21 protein-coding genes are annotated in these 21,931 nt (G+C 72.3%); 12 read left to right on the top strand and 9 right to left on the bottom strand.

Features of this window, described 5'->3' with window-relative positions:
* Positions 1 to 9: 9 nt before the first annotated feature.
* Positions 10 to 627 (bottom strand): TetR/AcrR family transcriptional regulator, encoded by a 618-nt coding sequence (locus tag Psi01_RS20080; RefSeq protein ID WP_204065571.1) that lies wholly within the window; start codon positions 625 to 627, stop codon positions 10 to 12.
* 14 nt (positions 628 to 641) lie between these two features.
* Positions 642 to 1,418 (bottom strand): SDR family oxidoreductase, encoded by a 777-nt coding sequence (locus Psi01_RS20075; RefSeq protein WP_204065570.1) that lies wholly within the window; start codon positions 1,416 to 1,418, stop codon positions 642 to 644.
* Positions 1,419 to 1,535: 117 nt separating this feature from the next.
* Here Psi01_RS20075 and Psi01_RS20070 point away from each other — a divergent pair, with 117 nt between their 5' ends.
* The 7 genes from Psi01_RS20070 (at position 1,536) to Psi01_RS20040 (ending at position 7,993) form a co-directional block, all read left to right on the top strand.
* Positions 1,536 to 2,663 carry an acyl-CoA dehydrogenase family protein gene (locus Psi01_RS20070; protein WP_204065569.1) on the top strand — a complete coding sequence of 376 codons (1,128 nt, stop codon included), beginning with the start codon at positions 1,536 to 1,538 and terminating at the stop codon, positions 2,661 to 2,663.
* A 34-nt stretch (positions 2,664 to 2,697) separates the two neighbouring features.
* Positions 2,698 to 3,714: an acyl-CoA dehydrogenase family protein gene (locus Psi01_RS20065; RefSeq protein ID WP_204065568.1), complete on the top strand. Its 1,017-nt coding sequence runs from the start codon at positions 2,698 to 2,700 to the stop codon at positions 3,712 to 3,714.
* 294 nt (positions 3,715 to 4,008) lie between these two features.
* Entirely contained in the window at positions 4,009 to 4,755 is a 747-nt protein-coding gene (locus Psi01_RS20060; RefSeq protein ID WP_204065567.1) for an NPCBM/NEW2 domain-containing protein, read from the top strand.
* A 70-nt stretch (positions 4,756 to 4,825) separates the two neighbouring features.
* Positions 4,826 to 5,353 carry a DUF4234 domain-containing protein gene (locus Psi01_RS20055; RefSeq protein WP_204065566.1) on the top strand — a complete coding sequence of 176 codons (528 nt, stop codon included), beginning with the start codon at positions 4,826 to 4,828 and terminating at the stop codon, positions 5,351 to 5,353.
* A 72-nt stretch (positions 5,354 to 5,425) separates the two neighbouring features.
* Positions 5,426 to 5,962: a PadR family transcriptional regulator gene (locus Psi01_RS20050; RefSeq protein WP_204065565.1), complete on the top strand. Its 537-nt coding sequence runs from the start codon at positions 5,426 to 5,428 to the stop codon at positions 5,960 to 5,962.
* The gene (locus Psi01_RS20045) at positions 5,955 to 6,620 is read left to right on the top strand and encodes an ABC transporter ATP-binding protein (protein ID WP_204065564.1); all 666 of its coding nucleotides are present in this window, start codon (positions 5,955 to 5,957) and stop codon (positions 6,618 to 6,620) included. The genes Psi01_RS20050 and Psi01_RS20045 overlap by 8 nt, the downstream gene beginning before the upstream one ends.
* Positions 6,617 to 7,993 carry a hypothetical protein gene (locus Psi01_RS20040; protein WP_204065563.1) on the top strand — a complete coding sequence of 459 codons (1,377 nt, stop codon included), beginning with the start codon at positions 6,617 to 6,619 and terminating at the stop codon, positions 7,991 to 7,993. Before Psi01_RS20045 ends, Psi01_RS20040 begins: the two co-directional genes overlap by 4 nt.
* Positions 7,994 to 8,009: 16 nt before the next feature.
* Here the strand turns inward: Psi01_RS20040 and Psi01_RS20035 are convergent, their stop codons facing one another.
* The 5 genes from Psi01_RS20035 to Psi01_RS20015 all read right to left on the bottom strand — a co-directional run bounded on the left by Psi01_RS20035 (position 8,010) and on the right by Psi01_RS20015 (position 12,211).
* Entirely contained in the window at positions 8,010 to 9,062 is a 1,053-nt protein-coding gene (locus tag Psi01_RS20035) for an NAD(P)H-dependent flavin oxidoreductase (RefSeq protein ID WP_204065639.1), read from the bottom strand.
* 61 nt (positions 9,063 to 9,123) lie between these two features.
* The gene (locus Psi01_RS20030; RefSeq protein WP_204065562.1) at positions 9,124 to 9,876 is read right to left on the bottom strand and encodes a CoA-transferase subunit beta; all 753 of its coding nucleotides are present in this window, start codon (positions 9,874 to 9,876) and stop codon (positions 9,124 to 9,126) included.
* Positions 9,877 to 9,943: 67 nt separating this feature from the next.
* Positions 9,944 to 10,840, bottom strand: a complete 897-nt coding sequence (locus Psi01_RS20025) for a CoA transferase subunit A (protein WP_373872505.1) — start codon at positions 10,838 to 10,840, stop codon at positions 9,944 to 9,946.
* Positions 10,837 to 11,589, bottom strand: a complete 753-nt coding sequence (locus Psi01_RS20020; protein ID WP_204065561.1) for an enoyl-CoA hydratase family protein — start codon at positions 11,587 to 11,589, stop codon at positions 10,837 to 10,839. Before Psi01_RS20020 ends, Psi01_RS20025 begins: the two co-directional genes overlap by 4 nt.
* 130 nt (positions 11,590 to 11,719) lie before the next feature.
* Positions 11,720 to 12,211: an Lrp/AsnC family transcriptional regulator gene (locus Psi01_RS20015; RefSeq protein WP_239127857.1), complete on the bottom strand. Its 492-nt coding sequence runs from the start codon at positions 12,209 to 12,211 to the stop codon at positions 11,720 to 11,722.
* Between the two features lie 113 nt (positions 12,212 to 12,324).
* Here Psi01_RS20015 and Psi01_RS20010 point away from each other — a divergent pair, with 113 nt between their 5' ends.
* Positions 12,325 to 12,795, top strand: a complete 471-nt coding sequence (locus Psi01_RS20010) for a DUF2000 domain-containing protein (RefSeq protein ID WP_204065559.1) — start codon at positions 12,325 to 12,327, stop codon at positions 12,793 to 12,795.
* A gap of 266 nt (positions 12,796 to 13,061) precedes the next feature.
* Positions 13,062 to 14,375 carry an acyl-CoA dehydrogenase family protein gene (locus tag Psi01_RS20005; protein ID WP_204065558.1) on the top strand — a complete coding sequence of 438 codons (1,314 nt, stop codon included), beginning with the start codon at positions 13,062 to 13,064 and terminating at the stop codon, positions 14,373 to 14,375.
* Positions 14,376 to 14,453: 78 nt separating this feature from the next.
* On the opposite strand, the gene Psi01_RS20000 is transcribed toward Psi01_RS20005, so the two are convergent.
* Complete coding sequence (locus Psi01_RS20000) at positions 14,454 to 15,398, bottom strand: alpha/beta fold hydrolase (RefSeq protein ID WP_204065557.1); 945 nt, start codon at positions 15,396 to 15,398, stop codon at positions 14,454 to 14,456.
* Between the two features lie 106 nt (positions 15,399 to 15,504).
* On the opposite strand from Psi01_RS20000, the gene Psi01_RS19995 reads away from it, so the two are divergent.
* Both Psi01_RS19995 and Psi01_RS19990 read left to right on the top strand, forming a co-directional pair.
* Positions 15,505 to 16,485 carry an ATP-binding cassette domain-containing protein gene (locus Psi01_RS19995; protein WP_204065556.1) on the top strand — a complete coding sequence of 327 codons (981 nt, stop codon included), beginning with the start codon at positions 15,505 to 15,507 and terminating at the stop codon, positions 16,483 to 16,485.
* Positions 16,482 to 17,243: an ABC transporter permease gene (locus tag Psi01_RS19990; protein WP_204065555.1), complete on the top strand. Its 762-nt coding sequence runs from the start codon at positions 16,482 to 16,484 to the stop codon at positions 17,241 to 17,243. Before Psi01_RS19995 ends, Psi01_RS19990 begins: the two co-directional genes overlap by 4 nt.
* Here Psi01_RS19990 and Psi01_RS19985 read toward each other — a convergent pair.
* Positions 17,227 to 20,394, bottom strand: coding sequence for an AfsR/SARP family transcriptional regulator (locus tag Psi01_RS19985; RefSeq protein WP_239127856.1), 3,168 nt, complete (start codon positions 20,392 to 20,394; stop codon positions 17,227 to 17,229). The two genes, Psi01_RS19990 and Psi01_RS19985, sit on opposite strands and share 17 nt — an antisense overlap.
* Positions 20,395 to 20,763: 369 nt before the next feature.
* Between Psi01_RS19985 and chvE the strand changes: the two genes are divergently transcribed.
* Positions 20,764 to 21,897 (top strand): multiple monosaccharide ABC transporter substrate-binding protein, encoded by a 1,134-nt coding sequence (chvE, locus tag Psi01_RS19980; RefSeq protein WP_275424578.1) that lies wholly within the window; start codon positions 20,764 to 20,766, stop codon positions 21,895 to 21,897.
* Positions 21,898 to 21,931: the final 34 nt, after the last annotated feature.

Here is a 21,931-nt window from a genome sequence, read left to right as displayed (position 1 = left end):
GGTGACTCCTCAGGTCGACAGGATCCCTTCCAGGACCATCGCGATGTACTGCCTTGCGATCTCCTCCGCCGACAGCGGGCCGTCGCCGCGGTACCAGCCCGCCGCCAGCCAGACCGTGTCGCGGATGAACCGGTAGATCAGCCCGGTGTCGAGGTCGGCGCGGAACTCGCCGTCCAGGACGCCCCGGTCGAGCACGGCCAGCCAGGTCTCCCTGAAGCGCCGCTGGGACTCCTGCAGGTAGCCGAAGCGCGGGTTGGCCGCCAGGTGCTTGGACTCGTTCTGGTAGATCACGACCGCCGGGCGGTGGCGGTCGATCATCCGGAAGGACTCGGTGACGAGCTCCTGGAACGTCTCGCGCGCGCCGAGCCCCGAGCCGAGCACCCGGTCGTAGGCGGCCCACATGTCGGTGAGGAACGTCGAGAGGATCTCGTCGACCATCGACTCCTTGGAGTCGAAGTGATAGTAGAGGCTGCCGCCGAGGATGCCCGCGGCGTCGGCCACCTCGCGGACCGTGGTGGCGGCGTACCCCCGCGACGCGAACACCTCCGCCGCCGTGGCCAGCAGCCCGGCCCGCCGCTCGGCGCGCGCGGCCGCGGTGCTCTCGGAGTCTCGGCGTCGTGGGCTCATGGGACGTGGACCTCTCAGGGGTGCTGGCTGGAGACGGAGACGACCTCGCCCGTCATGTACGAGGAGTAGTCGCTGGCGAGGAAGACGATAACGTTGGCCACCTCCCACGGCTCCGCGGCCCGCCCGAGCGCCTCCTTCGCGGTGAGTTCGGCCAGCAGCTCCTCGGTGGTCACCTTGGCGAGGTTCGGGTGCATGGCCAGCGAGGGGGCCACCGCGTTGACCCGCACGCCGTACGGCGCCGCCTCGATGGCCGCGCACCTCGTCAGCGCCATGACCCCGGCCTTGGCCGCCGCGTAGTGGGCCTGCCCCTCCTGCGCCCGCCAGCCGATCACCGAGGCGTTGTTGACGACCACGCCGCGCCCCCGCGGCTGCATGAGCGCCAGCGCGGCCCGGGTGCAGCGCATCGTGCCGGTAAGCGTGACGTCGAGGACCCGGTGCCACTGCTCGTCGGTCATCTCGACGAGCTTGGCGGTGCCGCCGAGCCCGGCGTTGTTGACGACCACGTCCACCGGTCCCAGGCGCTCCTCGGCGGCGGCGAACAGGGCGCGGACCTGCTCCTCGGAGGTGACGTCGCACGGCTGCGCGGCCACCGCGTCCGGGCCGAACTCCTTCTCCAGGGCGGCCAGGCTCTCCGCCAGCCGCCGGTGGTGGGCGTCGCTGACCATCACGCGGGCGCCCTCCTCCAGCAGGCGGCGGGCGCAGGCCCCGCCGATGCCGGTGCCCGCGGCGGCGGTCACCACCGCCACCCGGTCACGCAGCAGGCCGTGGCCCGGGACGTAGGACGGCTTCACACCCTCTCCTCCCTGAGCGTCGCATGGTTTACTCTACCAAACAGTTGTTAGAAAGAATCAGGACGGGCGCCGTACTCCTCCGCCCGGACGGACCGACGAGTGGGAAGGCGGTCGCCGATGGACCTCGACCTGTCGTCCGTGGAGCCGTTCCGCGCCGAGGTGCGGGACTGGCTGCGCGCCCACGTGCCCGACCCGCCGCCGCCCTCGCTGGAGACCGAGGAGGGCTTCACCGCCCACCGCGCCTGGGAGCGCGAGCTGGCCGGGGCCCGGCTCTCGGTCGTCTCCTGGCCCGCGCGATACGGCGGGCGCGACGCGACCCCGCTGGAGTGGCTGGTCTTCGAGGAGGAGTACTACGCGGCCGGGGCACCGGGCCGGGTCAGCCAGAACGGCATCAACCTGCTGGCGCCCACGCTGTTCCGGCACGGCACCCCCGAGCAGCTCGACCGGGTCCTGCCGCCGATGGCCTCCGGCGAGGAGATCTGGGCCCAGGCGTGGTCCGAGCCGGGCGCGGGCAGCGACCTGGCCGCCCTGCGGGCCACGGCGACCCGGGTGGACGGCGGCTGGCTGCTCAACGGGCAGAAGACCTGGAGCTCGCGCGCGGCCTTCGCCGACCGCGGCTTCGGCCTGTTCCGCTCCGATCCCGAGGCCGGACGGCACCGCGGCCTGACGTACGCGATGTTCCCGCTGGAGGCCGAGGGGGTCACCCGGCGGCCGATCGGCCGCATCGACGGCAAGCCGGCCTTCGCCGAGCTGTTCCTCGACGACGTGTTCGTCCCCGACCGCGACGTCATCGGCGCCCCCGGCGAGGGCTGGAAGGTGGCGATGAGCACGGCGGGCAACGAGCGCGGCCTCACGCTGCGCAGTCCCGGCCGCTTCCTGGCCGCCGCCGACCGGCTTCTCGCGCTCTGGCGCGAGCGCGCCGACCCCGCCGACACCGCGCTGCGCGACCGGGTGGCCGACGCCTGGATCAAGGCGCGGGCCTACCGGCTCAAGGGCTTCGAGACGATCTCGCGCACCGAGGACGTCGGCGCCGAGGCCAGCATCAACAAGATCTTCTGGTCCGAGCTGGACGTGGCGCTGCACGAGACCGCGCTCGACCTGCTGGGCCCGGACGGCGAGCTCGACGGCGACTGGCTGGAGGGATACGTGTTCTCCCTGGCCGGTCCGATCTACGCCGGGACCAACGAGATCCAGCGCAACGTCGTGGCCGAGCGGGTGCTCGGGCTGCCCAGGGACCGGTCGTGATCCCGGGGCGGGGCGTGCGGAACGGGAGGCAGCGGTGAAGTTCGTCCTCGACGCCGAGCAGCGGCTGTTCGGCGAGACCCTGGACAAGCTGCTGGCCGGGGCGGGCACGCCGGGCGCGGTCCGGGCCTGGTCCGCCGGGGAGCCGGAGCCCGGTCTGGCCCTGTGGCGCTCGCTCGCCGGGGCCGGGGTCTTCGCGCTGGCCGTACCCGAGAGCGCGGGCGGGGCCGGGCCGCTGCCGGTGGAACTGGTGACCGCCTTCCACGAACTCGGCCGGCACGCCGCGCCCGGACCGCTGGCCGAGACCGTCGCCGCGGCCGTCCTCCTCGACCGGCTCGGCGGACCCGGCGAGGATCGTGATCGCGGGTTCACGGAGTTCGCCGCCGGGTGGCTGCCTCGCATCGCCGGGGGCGCGGCCGTCGTCTCGCTCGCGCTGCCCCCTGCCGTGCCGTACGCGCTGGACGCCGGTGTCGCCGACCTCGTCCTGGTCGTGGACGGCGACGAGCTGCGCGAGGCCGCGCCCGGGACGCCGATGACCTCCCTGGACCCGGCCCGGCGGCTGTGCCGGCCCGCCCCGGGCGCCGTGCTGGCCACCGGCCCGGAAGTGCGGCGGGCGGCCGCGGCGGCCTACGGCATGGGCGTGCTGGCCTGCGCCGCCCAGCTGGTCGGGGTGGGGCGGCGGCTACTGGAGGTCACGGTGGAGTACGCCGCCGCGCGGCGGCAGTTCGGCCGGCCGGTCGGGGAGTTCCAGGCGGTCAAGCACCACCTCGCCGACGTGCTCGTGGGCCTGGAGTACGCCCGGCCGCTGGTCCACGGCGCGGCCCTGTCGTACGGCTCGCCGGACTTCCCGCGCGACGCGTCGGCCGGCAAGGCCGCGGCCTCGGAGGCCGCCTACGCGGCGGCCAGGATCGCCCTGCAGGTGCACGGCGCGATCGGCTACACCGACGAGTACGACCCGAGCCTGTGGATCCGCAAGGCCAGGGCCCTGCACTCGGCCTGGGGCTCCCCCGCCGACCACCGCGCCCGGGTGATCGCCTCCCTGACGACCGGCTGACCTCCCCAGAATTCACCATATATACCTTTATTCGCCAAATCGCCTGCATTTCGTAGTTTAAATAATTTTGCAGGAAAATTTCCGATATAGCGCTGCCTCACGCACAATACAGGCGTTATAAAAGCGAGACATCTCACCGGTATTCCCATGCAACATCGCACGCGTCCCATATCACGAAAGAGCGCATTCTCGCGCCGAATAAACGTGAGGGCCGGACGGATACCGCTCATGGGGAAACGGAGATGACGGCCGCCTTCGCGTCCCGGCACGGGTCGGTGAGGAACGAGGCACGCCGTGACGACAGAGAACATCATCGACAGCACCGAGAACGAGAAGAACCGGGCGCACAGCCGGGGGAACGTCTGGATCACCTCGGCCACGGCGCTCGTCACCGCCGCCCTCACCCTGGCCGGCACCCTCGCGGGAATCTACTTCTCCCCCAGCGACCTCGCCGGCCGGGTCGCACCCAACGCGGCGGTCACCTCGACGGCCGTACGGTCGGTGTTCCACACGGTCACGGCCACCGCCACGGTCACCGCCACCCCGGAGGAGGCGACGGAGCCCACCGTCGCGGAGCCCGGCGCCGCGGAGCCGTCCGGCGGCGCGGAGGGGGACGGGACGACGGCGGGCGCGCCCGTCCATCTGGCCGAACTGAAGGACGCCGTCACCGCGCGGCAGGGCAGTTCGGGTCCCGGGGCGCACAAAGTCAACGGCCATTCGTATTTGCACGGCATCGGAATGGAGATATGGTCCGCCGACTACACCGCATGGGCCGAGTACACCCTTGACGGGTCGTATCGAACATTCAGCGCCACTCTCGGCCTCAACGACGAACTGGCCACCGACTCGTCCGCCGAGTTCGTCATTTCCGGAAACGGGCGGGTGCTGTACCGAAAGACCGTGAAATACACCCAGCAGGTGAAGGCCGACGTGGACGTCACCGGTCTGGTGAAACTGCGCCTGGCCGTGACCCGCGTCGGCGGGAAGACCGACGACCACCTCCGGGGAGCCGTCTTCGGCGACGCGACGCTGAGCCGCTGACGACGCCTCGGCCCCCGCATCCCCGACCGTCCGAACCACACCAGCGTCCGAACCACACCAGGGAGGAAGAATGAACGACCAGTCCCGCCACCGCGCCGGTTCCCGGGCCACCGCCACGGACGCCGCGCCGCCGCCGGCCGTACCCGCCGAGGCGACCGCCCCGGCGATCGAGCGGCCCGCCGCCCGGCCCGTCTCCACCGGCCTGCAGATGAAGCGCCGCAACCCGTTCGCGGCCTGGCTCGGCCTGCCGCTCATCACCCTCGGGTTCTACGCCTTCGTCTGGTACTACCTCATCCACAGCGAGCTGGCCGACTTCGACCGCCGCCGCGTCATCAGCCCCTCCTCCGCCCTCATGGCGTACGTCTTCGGCTGGGTCACCCTGGGCGTCTGGACGATGGTCAGCTTCTACACCGCGGGCAAGAAGATCGCGAACGCCCAGCGGGCCGCCGGTCTCGCCCCCACCTGCAGCGGCGGCCTCGGGCTTTTGCTGTTCTTCGTCTTCGGCCTGGGCGTCCTGTACTACCAGAGCGAGCTGAACAAGGTCGTACGGGCCAACGAGACCACTCCCCCGGGACACGAGGTGCCGCTGTACGCCTGACGGCGGCAGGCCCGGCGCGGGAGGCCGGACCGCTATTCACTCGATGTATACATACCGTGTATAGTCGCCCGCATGTCAGTCGGACACGTCGTCCTGGGGCTGCTGAGCGAGGGCCCCAGGCACGGCTACGAACTCAAGCGGGAGCACGACCGGCACCTGCCCGGGGCCAGGCCCCTGGCCTACGGGCAGGTCTACGCGACCCTCCAGCGCCTGCAGCGCGACGGGTTCGCGGAGGTCGCCGAGACGGCGCAGGACGGCGGGCCCGAGCGGGTCCTGTACGCCATCACCCCCGAGGGCCTGGCCGAGCTGGCCCGGTGGCTGGGGGAGGTCGAGGCGCCCGCCCCGCACCTGTCCGGCGCGCTGCTCTCGCGGACGGTCCTGGCCGTGATCGCGGGCGAGGCCGCCGGGGTGACGCCGGGCGACTACCTGCTCCGCCAGCGGGCCGCGCACCTGACGCGGATGCGCGAGCTGACCGCGCGCCGGGCCTCCGGCTCGCCCGCCGAGGCGCTCGCGGCCGACTACGCGATCCAGCATCTGGACGCGGACCTGCGCTGGATCGAGACGGCGATGGCGCGGCTGACCGACCTCAAGGAGGAGATCGATGCTTGAAGCACGCGGCGTGCACAAGGCTTTCGGCCCGACCAGGGCGCTGCGCGGGCTGACCGTGGAGATCGGCGAAGGGGAGATCGTCGCCGTCACCGGGCCGAGCGGCTCGGGCAAGTCCACCCTGCTGCACTGCCTGGCCGGGATCCTGCGCCCGGAGACCGGGGAGATCCGCTTCGACGGGCGGCGGATCGACTCCCTCGGCGACGCCGCCCGCACCACCGTGCGCCGGGAGAACTTCGGCGTCGTCTTCCAGTTCGGCCAGCTCGTGCCCGAGCTGAGCGCGCTGGAGAATGTCGCGCTGCCGCTCATGTTCAACCGGCACGGGCGCGAGGAGTCGATGCTCACCGCGCGCTCCTGGCTCGAACGGCTGGGCGTGGAGGACTGCGCCGGCCTGCGGCCGGGCGAGCTGTCGGGCGGGCAGGCCCAGCGGGTGGCGGTGGCCCGGGCGCTGGTGACCGGGCCCCGGGTGGTCTTCGCCGACGAGCCGACCGGGGCGCTGGACTCCCTGGCCGGGGAGCGGGTCATGGACGAGCTCACCGGTACGGCGCGCGAGAGCCGTACCACCCTGGTGATCGTCACCCATGACAACAGGGTGGCGGCCTACGCCGACCGGGAGATCGTGCTGCGCGACGGCACGGTGGCCTCGGCGGTGACCGCGTGATCGGGATCGCGCGGATGCTGGAGCGGGGAAGGTCGCGGCGGGAGCGGGTGCGGGGGCGTCTCATGGCCGCGGGGGCGGCGCTCGCGACCTTCCTGCTCTGCGCCGCGGCCAACCTCACGGCGTTCGAGATCGACGAACATCACGACTACTACAGCGTCTTCACCGACGGGATGATGCGGCCGGGGACCATGACGGCCCTGGTCCTGCTGACCGCCCCGGCGCTGGCCTTCGTCTACCAGGTCAGCCGCCTGGCCGCGGCGACCAGACAGCGGCGGCTGGCCGCGCTCCGGCTGGCCGGGGCCACCCCGGGCGAGACCCGGTTGCTGGGCGCCTACGAGACGGGGCGTTCCGCACTCCTGGGCGCGCTGGCCGGGGCGGCGGTCTACCTGCCGGTCAACCTGGCCGCGCAGTGGATCTTCAACGAGCGGGTGAGCCCGCTGCCGGTGCCGTACGTCCCCGGTGCCGGTTCCTCCGTACCGGCCGTCCCGCTTCCCCTGGTGGCCGCCGCGATCGTCCTGGTGACCGCCGGGGGCGTGCTGTCGGGGCTGGCGGCGGGCAGGCACGTGGTGGCCTCCCCGCTGGAGGTGGTCAGGCGGGCCAGGCTCACCCGGCCCCGGGCCTTGGACCTGCTGCTGGTCGTGGCCGGGGCCGGGCTGGTCTTCGCCGGGTTCAACGTCGTCGAGATGGACCCGATATGGCGTTCGGGGGTCTACGTGATCGGCGCCGGCGCGTGCGTGCTGGTCTTCGGCCTGGTGCTCGCGACCACCTGGGTCATCCGCGCCGCGGCGCGGTCCGCGGGCCGCCGGGCGGGATCGGCCGAGACGCTGCTGTCGGCCCGCATGGTCGAGGCGGACCCCCGGGCCTGGGCCCGCGCGCTGTCGGTGGTCGGGCTGACGGTGTTCCTGGGCAGCGCGGCGGGGTGGGCGCAGACGTTCGTGCTGTTCGACGTCTGGTCCGTGAGCACCTTCCGGATGGTCATCTACGTTCTGGTGGACCTGGCCCTGCTGGGCGCCATGGTGACCTCGGCCGCGGCTCTGGTGGTCCACCAGGCCGAGGAGCTCCTCGACCACCGGCGCTCGTTCGCCTCGCTGGCCGCCTCGGGCGTGCCGATCGCCTCGCTCGGCCGGGTGCTCACCCGGCAGGCGCTGATCGCGGCCCTTCCCGTGTGCCTGGTCGCCGGAGCGGCCGGGGTCGCCGCGCTGTCCTGGATCTCCTTCAGCGCGACGCCCACCACGGCCTGGGCCTACGTCTATCCGTTCTTGCGGGCCGCCGTCGTGACGGCGCTCGGCGTCGCGGCGGCGGTCCTCGTCTCCCGGGCCGCGCGGCCGGTGCTGCGCCGGGCCGCAGCGCCCGGGGAGCTCCGCTTCGAGTGAGCGCGGCCGTACGGGATCAGGCCGTCAGGTGGGATCCGAGGCCGCGCAGGATGCCGGCGGCGCGGATGACGACGGAGTCGATCAGTTCCTCGCAGGAGGGGAGGTCCTCGATGACGGCCACCACCTGGCCGGAGGCCATCACCCCCAGGTCGGGGCGGCCGTCCACCATCGCCGCCCTGAGCAGCATGGGCGTGTTGGCGGCCATCAGGACCTGGGACCAGGTCAGTTCCCTGCCGTGTCTCATGGCCAGCCCGTCGCGGATCACGGCGGGCCAGGTCATCCCCGAGATCCGGCGGAACCCGGCGGCGCTGCGCACCGCGCGGGCCAGGCCGGACAGCCGGCCCGAGCGTTCCAGGCCGTCCACCAGCGGCGTGCGCAGCACCCGGTGCGGCATGCCGTCCACCTGGCGGGTGACCACGGTCTCCGACATGCCCAGGTAGAAGCGCTTGACCTCCTCGGGGACCGAGCTGTCGGAGGTCAGCAGGAACCTGGTGCCCATGGCCACGCCCGCCGCGCCGTACGCCAGCGCCGCGGCCAGGCCGCGCCCGTCGAAGAAGCCGCCCGCGGCGATCACCGGGATGTCGACCGCGTCGACGATCTGCGGGAGCAGCAGGGTGGTGGCGACGGGCCCGGTGTGGCCGCCGCCCTCGCCGCCCTGGACCAGCACGGCGTCGGCGCCCCAGGCCGCCACCTTCTCCGCGTGCCGCCGGGCCCCGACCGACGGGATCACCACGACGCCGGCCTCCTTGAGCCTGTCGATCAGCTCCCGGCGGGGGGCCAGGGCGAACGAGGCGACCTTCACCCCGTTCTTGATCATCAGGTCGACGCGCTCGCCCGCGTCGGCGGCGTCGGCGCGCAGGTTCACCCCGAAGGGCGCCCCGGTGCGCGAGCGGACCTCCTCGACGGCGGCGGCGAGCTGCTCCAGGGTCATGGTGGCCGAGGCGAGGATGCCCAGGCCGCCGGCCTCGGCCACCGCGGAGACCAGCCGCGGGCCGGCCACCCAGCCCATCCCGGTCTGCACGACCGGGTGGCGGACCCCCGTCAGCCGGGTCAGCGGCGTGTCCAGCATCTGATCGATCACGCTCGTCCCTCCCCCGCCCGCGCGGTCCCCGCGCCGGATCGCCGCCGGGTCATGCCCGCACCTCCCGGTCGCGCAGCGCCTTCGGGTCGAGGACCTCGCGGATCAACCGGAGCTCCTCGTCGGTCGGCGTCCGGGTCTGCGGGACCTCGCCGTCGATCACGAGGTCGAAGCCGGTGGCGGCCAGGACCTGCTCGACCTCCACTCCCGGGTGGACCGAGACCAGCCGCATCGACCCGTCGGGCGTGCCGAAGTCGAGCACCCCCAGGTCGGTCACGACCCGGCGCAGGTCGTGGAAGCGGGAGGCGTGGGCGCCCAGCCCCGCCGCCCGGTCGCGGCCGACGCCGCTGACCGTGTCCGCCTTCGGCACGAACACGCGGGGCGAGTGCCGGGGGATCCAGTAGCTGGTCGGGTTGCAGATCGTGTTGCCGGGGGCGCCGCGCACGCCGAGCAGCTGGGAGGCCGGCCTGGCCCATTCGCCGATCGCCGAGATGTTCGTGTTGCCGTACCGGTCGATCTGCGAGGCGCCCATCATCACGTGCCGCCGCCCGTTCTGCACCAGCCACAGGTGGTCGCGGAACGGCAGCCACCCCTCGGCCGGCCCCGCGGGCGCCCCGATCGGCACCGGTCCGGCGGTGAGCAGCGCGCCGCCGTCGGTGGTCAGCAGGCCGGGCTCGAAGGTGAGCCGGGCCAGGCGCGCTCCCAGGATGGAGCAGGTGCCCATCGCGGCGGCCAGGATCTCCCCGTCCCCGCGCCAGGCCTCGGCGCAGGCCACCACGCAGATCTCCGCCCGGGTCGCGCTCATCGGGTCTCCTTCCCGGTACGGCCGCGCCTGCGAACCGGGCTGCCCGCCGTACGGCCGCGTGTCGCGCTCATCGGGCCTCCTCCTCGTGCCAGCGCCGTACCGCCTCCCGGTAGGCCGCCTCGTCGCCGGACAGGAACCGGTCCGCGAACTCCGCCCACGCCTGCGGGTCGGCCGCCGCGCTCGCGTAGTGCCGCTGGAAGGCCTCGTCGCGGCCGAGGTCCGGGCCGCAGTCGGTGAAGTGGCCGCCGCCGGGGGTCTCCACCACCCCGGTGACGTGCATCCGGCTGACCAGCAGCGTCTGCGGCGGGCCGGTCAGGGCGCCAGGCTCCACCAGGCGCTCGCAGCTCATGTAGCAGCGGGCGGCGGCCTTGGCAAACAGGTCGTCCATGTACGGGTCGGGGCCGAGATACTGGCCGTTGCCCCGGGTGTCGGCGCGGTCCATGTGGATCAGCGCCGCGTCCAGCCTCAGCGGGGGCACCGCGACCAGTTCCTCGCCCTCCTCCCCCTCGGCGCCGTACGGCGAGCGGACCGTGCGCAGGCCGGGGTTGACCCGCATGACGTCCGAGCCGAGCCCGGCCCGGGTCGGCAGGAACGGCAGCCGGTGCGCCGCGGCCAGCAGGCCGAACATGAACATGCCCTCGTCGTACTCGGTGAGCTCGATCGCCCCGGCCTGCCGGGCGGCCCGGAAGTGCGGTTCGAGGGGCACCGAGTCGAGCGTCACGAACGGGGCGACCACCCGGCGGACCTTGCCCGCGGCGCACAGCAGGCCGACGTCGGCTCCGCCGTACGACACGATCGTCAGGTCCGTCAGGGAGGAGCGGTAGATCGCCCGGACCAGGGCCATCGGCTTGCGCCGCGAGCCCCAGCCGCCGATCCCGAGCGTCATGCCGCTCTCCAGCGACGCGACGATCTCCTCGGCGGACATCACCTTGCCGGCCGTCGCCGTGCCCGCCGCGGCGCTCATGACTGCGTCCCGTCGGAGACGAACATCTCGCGGTGCCGGTCTCCGGCGCCCGTCAGGTTGAGCTCGAAGGTGAAGCCCTGCTCGAAGCGGTAGCTGCGGTTGACGTCGACCGGGTCGATGCCGTTCAGCGACTCCTTGGCCCGGCGGATGACGTAGGGGTCCTTGGCCGCGATCCGGCCCGCGACCGCGAGGGCGGCCTCGCGCAGCCCGTCTGCGGGCACGACCTCCAGCACCGAGCCGAAGGCGTGCAGCTCGGCGGCCGTGACGGTGCGGCACGTGTAGACCATGGCGCGCATCAGGTGCTGGGGCACCAGGCGGGCCAGGTGGGTGGCCGCGCCCAGGGCGCCGCGGTCCACCTCGGGCAGCCCGAAGTAGGCGTCGTCCGAGGCGACCACGATGTCGGCGTTGCCCGCCAGGCCGACGCCGCCGCCCAGGCAGAACCCGTGCACCGCGGCGATCACCGGCACCTCGCACCCGTAGACCGCCGCGAACGCCTCGTAGCACCCCCGGTTGGCCCCGACCAGGGCTGCGTGCCCGGGACTCGCCTGCATCTCCTTGATGTCCACCCCGGCGTTGAAGCCGCGTCCCTGCGCGCGCAGCACCACGACGCGGGTGCGGGGATCGTGCCCGGCCTCCCGTACGGCGCGCGCCAGGTCGAACCAGCCCCGCACGGGCAGCGCGTTGACCGGCGGCACGTCCATCACGATCTCGGCCACGCCGTCGTCGTGGTTCCTGGTGGAGATTCCCATGGGCCACCTTTCCACCAAACATTTGTTAGAAAGTACGGTAACAGAAAGGCCGCCCGCCGGTCTCGGTCTCCTCTCCCCGCCGGTCGCGCGGCTCGCGGCCGGTCACTTGCGGCCGGTCACTTACGGCCGGTCACTTACGGCGGGTCCTGGGCGGGCTCGGCCGCTCCGGGGGCAGGACCTCCACCGAGGTCTTGCGGATGTGGTCGTAGACCATCGAGGTGCGCACGTCGGCGATGGTGCGGTGGCGGGCGACGTGGTCCAGCACGAAGTCGCGCAGGTGACCGGTGTCGCGCACGGCCACCTGGATGATGAAGTCGTCGCCGCCGGAGACCACGAAGACGGCGAGGGTCTCGGGCAGGGCGGCGACGTAGTCGCGGAAGCCCTCGACCGCCTCGCGGATCTTCGGGTGCAGCCGGACGTGGATGAGCGCCTGGACCGGCCGGCCGAGGGCGCCGAGGTTGACCTCGGCGTGGAAGCCCTCGATCACTCCCCTGCTCCGCAGGGAGCGCACCCGCTCCAGGCAGGTGGAGGCGGCCAGTCCGATGCGCTCGGCGAGCTCCCGGTTGGTCTGGCGGCCGTCGCGCTGCAGTTCGGCCAGGATGGCCGCATCAACTTCGTCCACGCGCACATGGTCGCACGATTTTCCGAACTTCCTTCGGAAAGTCACTCTCGCTGTTGAGGCCTGAGCGGTCCGGCTGTGATTCTCCTTGCATAAATTCGGAGGAAGGACCGCTGATGACCGTGCTCGACGACTGGACCGCCGACCTCGGATACCGGCCCGAGGTGCCCACCGGGAAACTGCCGGTGAAGTGGGTGATCGTGATCGACCGCGACCTGCCGCGCGGGGTGCAGGCCAACGCCGCGGCGTGCCTGGCCGCCTCGGTCGGCAACGCCGTACCGGCGATCCTGGGGGCGAGCGGTGCCGACGCCTCGGGCCGCGGGCACGCCGGGCTGCCGTGGACCGGCTGCGCGGTGCTGACGGCCCCGGCCGCCGTCGTCCGCCGGATCGGTTCGGAGGCGGCCGGCGAGCCCGGCCTGGTCGTCACCGACATGACCTCGATCGCCCGGCGGACCAACGTCTACGCCGACTATCTGAACGAGCTCGCCCGCACCCCCGGCGAGGACCTGTCCTACCTGGCCGTGAGCCTGCTGGGCCCGCGCGCGGCCGTCGAGCGGCTCACCGGGAAGCTCCCGCTCCTGCGGTAGCGAGGCAGGGGGCGGGGGCACAGGATGCCGAGGGTACGGGCGGCGTGACACGACGTGCTGGCCCCGGGGACAGGGATGCCTCGCCTTGCCGGAACCGCACGACGGGATGAGGGTGATTGCGGAGGACTTCCTCCGAGGGTCAGGGCCCCGATCCACAGCGGCACGGCCGGGCAGGACAGCACGCCCGGCCGCCGCGGGCACGGCCGGCGCCTCCGGCGCCGCGAACCGACCACCGATCATGGCCGCCTCGATGAGGAGGGGTTCCCATGGCCATCGATTTCACCCTCACCGACGCCCAGCGCCGCCTGCGCGACGACGCCCGCGAGTTCGCCACCCAGGTGCTCGCCCCGGTCGTCCGCCAGGCGGACGAGGAGCCCGACCCGCTGCGCGCCTTCCAGCTCACCCGCCCCGCCTACGTCGAGGCCTACAAACAGGGCATCGCCTTCTGCATGCTGCCGGGCGAGTACGGCGGCGGCGGGCTGTCCAACGTCGACGTGCTGATCGCCGGCGAGGAGCTGTGCGCGGTCGATCCCGGCTTCGCCTGCACCGTCCTGGTCAACGGGCTCGGGCTCATGCCGGTGTGGTACTGGGGCAGCGACGAGCAGAAGGACCGCTTCCTGCGCGCCGCCACCTCCGACCCGGCCTGCGAGTATCTCGTCGGCTACGCCGTCAGCGAGCCCGCCGGCTCCCCCGGCGGCACCGCCAACTTCGACGCCCCGCTCGCCCACCCCGTCGGCATCGGCGTCACCGCCCGCCGCGACGGCGACGAGTACGTCCTCAACGGCCGCAAGTTCTGGCCGTGCAACGTCGCCGGCTGGGACGGCCAAGGCGCCGACGTCAGCATCGTGATCGCCCGTACCGACACCGGAAAGGGCGGCACCGAGGGCCTGTCGGCGTTCATGCTGGAGCGCGGCACCCCGGGCGTGGAGTACCGGCTGATCAGCAAGATCGGTCACCGGCTGGCCCCCAACGCCGAGATCGTCTTCACCGACGCCCGCGTGCCCGCGGCCAACCTCGTCGAGGGCACCCGCGGCAACGGCGACCTGCTCATCAACCGCAACTTCGCCTGGTCGGGACCGGTCGCCGGGATCGCCGCGGTGGGCGTGGCCAGATCCGCCTACGAGGCGGCCCTGGACTTCGCCCGCACCTACACCGCGGGCGGGCCCAAGCCGATCATCCACTACCAGAACGTCGGCTACGTGCTGGGCGACGTCGCCGCGCGCATCGAGATGTGCCGCTACTTCTGCTGGAAGGGCGCCCACTACCTCGACCGGCACGACTACCACGGCGAGCTCATCGGCGCCATGTGCAAGATCCAGTGCACCGAGCTGCTGTTCGACGCGGTCTACAAGTGCATGCAGGTCGTCGGCGTCAACAGCGTCGACCGGACACGGCCGTTCGAGAAGCTGCTGCGCGAGGCCGCCGTGCTGCCGCTGTACGACGCGGGCAACTTCGGCATGCAACGCCGCCGCGTCCACGGCATCCTGGCCCACCCCGGCTTCGACCCGCGCGCCCTGGCCGACGACGAGTTCGTCGCCTTCGACAAGACGATGGAGACCATCGACACCGTCCCGGCCTGACCCGAAGAGGCCCGGGCCCGGCGGCCCGGAGACCACGAACCTGCGGCCCCGCTCCCCTGCGGGAGCGGGGCCGCAGGGTCAGTCGAGCCAGCCGGTGACCGCCGCCACGTAGTCGCGCGGCTCCGACAGGGGCAGGAGGTGCCCGGCCGAGGGGAAGACGCGGTGCGCCCAGTCGGGACGGCGGGCGAGCAGGTCCTCGACCGTGGCCGTGGTGACCAGCTCGTCCCGCGCCCCGGCCAGCAGCAGCGTGGGCATGCCGAGCCGGCCGATCGTCCGGTGGACCGCGTCCCGCTCGACGTAGAGGCTGGAGATCACCGAGGCGAGGGCCGGGACGGCGTCACCGAGGCGGCGCGGGTCGGTGGCCCGCAGCTCGTCCATCAGTAGGTCCCGCATCTCGGGCGAGAGCCGTCCGAGGTCGTCGGCGGAGCTGCCGCCCGGCCGAGTGCCGGGGCCGGCGTAGGCGCGCAGTTTCATCTCGATCATGCGCCGGCCCGCCAGCCGCAGCACGCCCCGCAGCAGTACGGGCCCGACCACGAGCAGCGGGCGGCCCGCGAAACGCCAGAAGGCGGCCTCGTCCGGCGGGATCGGGCCGGGCAGCGTCGGGCAGGCCAGGACGAGACGGCCGACCCGGTCCGGTGAGGAGGCCGCGAAGCGCACCGCGACCAGGCCGCCCATGGACCAGCCGTGGGTGACGGTGGCCTTGAGTCCCAGGCGGCCGGTGAACACCCGCAGGAAACGCGCGTTCAGCTCGGCTCTGGCGGCGCGCGGGTGCGGCGAACCGGTGTGGCCGACCACCGAGCCCGGCAGGTCGGGCGCGATCACCGGAACGCGGGAGCCCAGCTCGGCGACGGTGTCCATCCACATCGAGGCGCTGCCGGCCATGGGGTGGATCAGCAGGTGGACAGGCCCGCCCCGGTCCTGTCCGGCGCTCAGGTAGTGGACTCCGGTGCCGGAGACGTCGATCACCCGGCTACGGATTCCGGCCCACCGGGGGGAGCGTTCGCCCCAGTCCGCGTACCGCACCCCTTCAGCCTGCCACGCCGGGACCGGATCCGGCGCGGGGCCGTGTCAGCGGCCGCGTCAGCACGGCGACGGCCCGGTGTCAGGACGGCCCGCGATCGTGGACGCCATGAACGGTTCAGCGATCGCGGCCTCGGGGCTGCGGAAGGCCTACAAAGACAAGACCGTGCTCGACGGCATCGACCTGGACGTCCGGACCGGCACGATCTTCGCTCTGCTCGGGCCCAACGGCGCGGGCAAGACCACGACGGTGAACGTGCTGACCACGCTGCTGGCCCCCGACGCCGGGAAGGTGGTCGTCGCCGGGCACGACGTGAGCACGGAGGCCAGGGCGGTGCGCGCGGCGATCGGGGTCACCGGGCAGTTCGCCTCGGTGGACAACCTGCTGACCGGCGAGGAGAACCTGCTGATGATGGCCGATCTCCTGCGCCTGCCCAGGGCGGAGGGCAGACGGATCGCCGGCCGGTTGCTCGACCGGTTCGACCTGGTGGAGGCGGCGGGCAAACTGGCGGCGTCCTACTCCGGCGGCATGCGCCGCAAGCTGGACCTCGCCATGACGCTGGTCGGCAACCCGCAGATCATCTTCCTGGACGAGCCCACGACGGGACTCGACCCGCGCAGCCGCCGCACCATGTGGCAGATCATCCGGGAACTGGTCGCCGACGGCACGACCATCTTCCTCACCACCCAGTATCTGGAGGAGGCCGACGAGCTCGCCGGCCGCATCGCCGTACTCGACCGGGGGCGGTTGGTCGCCGAGGGCACCGCCGACGAACTCAAGCGCGGGGTTCCCGGCAGCCACATCCGGCTGCGGTTCGCCGACCGGCACGAGCTCGACGTCGCGGCACGGGTTCTGCACGGGTCCACCAGGGACGACGAAGAGCTGACCCTGCGCGTTCCCGGCGACGGCGGGGTGAGGTCGCTGCGCGCGCTGCTCGACCGGCTCGACGCGCAGTCCGTGGAGGTCGAGGAGCTGTCGGTGCACACACCGGACCTGGACGACGTCTTCCTCGCCCTCACCGGCCACGGAAACCTCAACGATCAAGAGAACCCCGACGACCACGAGAACAAGGAGGTCGGCGCGCGATGAGCGTCATCTCAGCTCCCCTGGCGGACTCCTCCACCATGATGCGGCGCAACTTCCGGCACACGATGCGCAACCCGCTGACGCTGCTCAACGCCATCATCATGCCGATCTTCGTGATGTTCCTCATGGTCTACGTGCTCGGCGACGCGTTCAGCGTCGGCGTCGACTACGCCGACTACGCGACGCCGGGGCTGATCATAATGACCATCTGCTACGGGATCGGCCCCACCGCGACCGCGGTGAACTCCGACATGACGACCGGGTTCATCAACCGGCTCCGCGTCATGGACGTGTCACGGGCCGCGGTGCTGAACGCGCACGTGATCTCGACCGTGCTGCGGACCCTGGTGGCCATCGCTTTCGTCGTCGGGGTCGCGTTCCTGATGGGATTCCGCCCGTCGGCGAGTTTCCCCCAGTGGCTCGGCGCGATCGGCATCGTGGTGCTGACGGCGCTGGCGATCAGCTGGCTGACCGTGGCGGCCGGTCTCTCGGCGAAGTCACCGGAAGGCGCGGGCATCCTCGGCGTCCCGCTGATGCTTCTGCCCTTCCTGAGCAGCGCGTTCGCGCCGGCCGACAGGATGGGGCCGGGTGCGCGGCAGTTCGCCGAGTACCAGCCGTTCACCCCGATCATCGAGACCCTGCGCGGGCTGCTGAACGGCACGCCGTCGACGGGCACGGCCATCACGGCGATCGCCTGGTGCGCAGGACTGTCGCTGGCCGGCTATCTGTGGGCGCGGGCGTCGTTCACGAAGCGAGCGTGATCTCCGCCAGCTCACGCCAGTCCCGCCCCTGTCCGTCACGGGTCGCCTCGGTGAACACGGTTTCGCCGAGGCGACCGCGCGTCTCGGCGGCGATCCTGGAGAAGTCCGGCTGCGAACGGTCCGGAGTGCCGCGTACGCCGTCGCTCGCCGCGAGCAACCGCGCGGCCTGCTCGTACTGTCCCCGGCGCAGCGCGAGATCCGCGATCCCGACCAGTATGTCGGCGATCGTCGGCGGATGCGTGTACTCCATGGTCGTGGCCGCCCGCAACGCCTCTTCCCGATACGCGCGGGCCTGCTCGAGATCCTCGGTGAGGTAGGCGTACAGGTCCATGGTCGCGGCCCGGATGGAGTCGACCATCTGCGCCTCCCCCAGCACCGCCCGCACCGTGGCCAGATGCCGGTGGGCCTGGTCCGGCTCGCCGCGCCAGCGCGCCAGCTTCGCCTGCGAAAGCGCCAGCTCGGCCAGCGCGTCCGGCCAGGTGATCCCGCCCGCGTACCGCTGCGCCTCCGCCACGGCGGAGGCGCTGGACCGCTCATCGCCCAGCAGCCAGTACAGCTGGGCCTGCCGCGCCCGCATGCCGACCACGTCCTCGGTCGCGCCCACCTCGGTCAGCGCCACGATCGCCTCTTCGTAGTGCTCGCACGCGCGCGCGAACTCGCCGCGTGAGGCGAGCCGGTCGGCCAGGAAGGTCAGCGCCAGCGAGATCCCCATCCGGTCGCCCAGCGTGCGGAACTCGGCGAGGGCGGTCTCGGCGTCGAGGTCCACGTCGGTCTCGTCACCGCCGAGTATGAGCCGGAAGCGGCCACGGGTGAGCCTGGCCTGCGCGCGCACCCACGGATCGTCGGCGACGATGAGCGGCTCGATCGCGGGCAGGAAGTCCGCCGGACCCCGCAGCGTCGCCTCCAGCAGGTCGGCGAACCCGAGCAGCGGGTGGCGGGACCCGCTGCGCCGGGCGAGCCGATGCGCCTCCTGGATCCACTCGCGCGCCTGGTACTGGTCCCCGCTGACCCCGGCGGTCACGAACAGGGTCACCATGAGGTAGGCCACCGCCCGCACCTCGTCGGTCACCTCGCCCTGCAGCGAGGCCGCGGCGATGCCCAGTTCGGTGCCCTCGGCCCGGTGCCCGCTGAGGTACCAGTACCAGCCCGCGGCCCCGGCCAGCCGCATCGCCTCATGCGCCAGTCCCTCGGCGACCGCCCAGCGCAGTGCCGTACTGATGTTGTCGTGCTCGGCCTCGAGCCTGGCCAGCCACTCCAGTTGCTCGGCCCGGCGCAGGTACGGCTCGGCCGTCTCGGTCAGCTCAGTGAAGTAGGCGAGGTGCGCCCGGCGCGCCGATTCGGTCTCCCCGGCTTCGGCGAGCCGGTGCGCCGCGTACTCCCCGATGGTGCCGAGCATCCGGTAGCGCGGCGTGCCCTCGCCGTCGGCCAGCAGCAGCGACTTCTCGATCAGCGCGGTGAGCACGTCGAAGACCTGCTCACCGGCGAACGCCTCATCCCCGCCGAACGCCTCGTCCCCGCACACCCGTTCGGCCGCTTCCAGGCTCGCCCCGCCGGAGAACACCGACAGCCGCCGCAGCACGCCGCGTTCGGCCTCGCTCAGCAGATCCCAGCTCCAGTCCACGACCGCGCGCAGCGTCTTGTGATGGGGCAGCGCCGTACGGCTGCCGCCGGTCAGCAGGCGGAACCGGTCGTCGAGCCGGTGCGCCAGCTGCTCCAGGGACATGGTGCGCAGCCGGGCCGCGGCCAGTTCGATCGCCAGCGGGATCCCGTCGAGCGCCCGGCAGATCCGCGTCATGACCGACAGGGTGTGCGCGTCGGAGCCAATGTCCTTGCGCACCATCTCCGCGCGGTCCCGCAACAGCCGCACCGCGGGCGAGGACCCGGCCGCCGAGGGGTCGGCCCCCTGCGCGGGCAGCGCGAGCGGCTCGACCTGCCACAGCACCTCCCCGGTGATGCCGAGCGGCTCCCTGCTCGTGGCCAGGATCCGCAGCCTCCGGCACTCGCCCAGAAGCCGGTCCGCGAAAGCCGCGGCCTCCTCGATCACGTGCTCGCAGTTGTCCAGGATCAGCAGGACCGCGCGCTCCCGGACCGCGGTGATGAGCCGGTCCATCGTCTCCCCGCCCCGCGCGCCGCCGAGCAGTGCCTGGTCACGCAGGCCGATCGCGGTGAGAGCGGCCTGCGCCAGGTCGCCGCCTGTGCGTACCGAGGCCAGTTCGACCAGCCACGCCCCGTCCGGCAGCTCGGCGAGCATCGTCCGCGCGGTCTCCGTGGCCAGCCTGGTCTTGCCGGAGCCGCCCGGCCCCGTCAAGGTGACCAGCCGGTGCCCGGCGGCCAGGCCGGCGACCGCGGAGACGTCGTCGTCCTTGCCGACGAAACTCGTCAGCCCGGCGCGCAGGTTCGTCCTGCGGTTCTCCGCCCGCTCGCCCAGCTCGCCCCGGAGCAGCGCGGTGTGCAGCGCGGAGAGCTCGGCCGACGGATCGGCGCCCAGCTCCTCGGCGAGCCGCTCACGGGTGCGCTGGTACAGGGCCAGCGCCTCGTTCCCGCGTCCCGCCTCGGCCAGCGCCCGCATCAACGCCGCCACGAACCCCTCCCGCAGCGGGTAGGCGGCGACCAGCTCGGTCAGCTCGGACAGCAGCTCCGATCCGCGGCCCAGGCGGATGTCCGCATCCACCCGGTCCCCGAGCGCGGCGACGTGGAGCTCCTCCAGACGCGCGGCCGCGGCGTCGAACGCGTCGCTGTCCTGCAGCGCGATGTCCGCCATGGCCGTACCGCGCCACAGCGCCAGGGCCGAGTGCAGCAGATCGGCCCGCTCCGCGGGCTCGGCGGCCCGGGCCCGGCCGACCAGACGCTCGAACCGGCACACGTCCACGGCGTCGGGGGCCACGGCCAGCCGGTATCCGCCGGAGTCCGCCTCGATCACGCCCTCCGGCAGCACCCTGCGCAGCCTGGACACCAGCGCCTGCAAGGCGTTCACCTCGTCCGCGGGCGGGCGCCGCCCCCAGATCCAGTCCACCAGCCTCGCACGCGTGACGATCCGGCCGGGTTCGAGGGCGAGGGCGGCCAGCAGTGCGCGCAGCCGAACTCCAGGAACCTCGACCACGGCCCCATCACCGTTGCGGACCTCGAACGGCCCGAGCAATCCGACTCGCACGTCAGTAATTGTGCCGAACCCCGGCGACCACCGATCACCCGTCACCGCGCGGGACCCCCGGACACCGCCCGCCTTCATCGGATCGTTACCGTCGCGGCCCCGGGGCGGGTGCGGCGGACTCCCTGCCGAGGCCGGGCCGCCACTTGCGCACCACGCGCCCCCTTATCACGGTGGTGTTACAGGTCTTGACACTTTTCCTGCCCCCGGCCTTTGATAACTCCTCACAACCTCAGTACCTGAAGAAATTTCCGTTACTGAAATTGTGAACGCTAACAAAATTGGGGCGAGCTCATCCCGGCGCGCTCACCAGGGTGAACGTCACTTGCGGCACCCCCCGACGATCGACACCGCGGTACCCGAAGGAGAGACATGAGGCTTGCGAAGCTGGCCGCCCTGCCGGTGGGCCTGGCCCTCGCCATGGCGATGACCGCCTGCGGCTCGACCACCAAGACCGTCGACAAGGCCGCCCCGAGCGCGGCGGGCTCGTCCGGCACCGCCCTGGTCGGCGTCACCATGCCGACCAGGTCGTCCGAGCGCTGGATCCACGACGGTGACAACGTCAAGAGCGCCCTGGAGAAGCTCGGCTACCAGGTCGACCTGCAGTACGCGGAGAACGACATCCCCACGCAGGTCAACCAGATCGAGAACCAGATCACCAAGGGCGCCAAGCTGCTGATCATCGCCTCGATCGACGGCACCGCGATCACCACGCAGCTTCAGCAGGCCGCCGACAAGAAGATCCCGGTGATCGCCTACGACCGGCTGATCCGCAACACCCCCAACGTCGACTACTACGCCACCTTCGACAACTACAAGGTGGGCGTGCAGCAGGCGACCTCGCTCCTGGTGGGCCTGGGCCTGAAGAAGCAGGATGGCTCCGACGGCGATGCCAAGGGCCCGTTCAACGTCGAGATCTTCGCCGGCTCCCCGGACGACAACAACGCCACGTTCTTCTACAACGGCGCGATGGACACCCTCAAGCCCTACATCGACAAGGGCACCCTGGTCGTCAAGAGCGGTGAGACCGACTTCAAGACCGTCGCCATCCTGCGCTGGGACCCGGCCACCGCGCAGAAGCGCATGGAGGACCTGATCACCAAAACCTACTCCGGCGGCACCAAGGTCGACGGCGTGCTCTCGCCGTACGACGGTCTGTCCATCGGCATCCTGTCGGCCCTCAAGAGCAGCGGGTACGGCACCGCCGATCAGCCCTACCCGGTCGTGACCGGCCAGGACGCCGAGGTCGCCTCGGTCAAGTCGATCATCGCCGGCGAGCAGTACGCCACGATCTACAAGGACACCCGCGAGCTGGCCGCGGTGACCGTCAAGATGGCCGACGCCGTGCTCAAGGGCGCCAAGCCCGAGGTGAACAACACCACGGACTACGACAACGGCAACAAGGTCGTCCCGTCCTACCTGCTGGAGCCGGTCGTGGTCTACAAGGACAACTACGCCAAGGCCCTGGTGGAGAGCGGCTACTACACCGACGACCAGCTCAAGTAGGGAGCACCCTCGGGACGGCGTGGGACCCCGTGCC

The organism is Paraplanobispora siamensis (genome assembly GCF_016863175.1).
GTDB lineage: Bacteria > Actinomycetota > Actinomycetes > Streptosporangiales > Streptosporangiaceae > Planobispora > Planobispora siamensis.
Note: the sequence above shows the minus strand (reverse complement) of the source record. Positions and strands in the feature narration are given on the sequence as shown.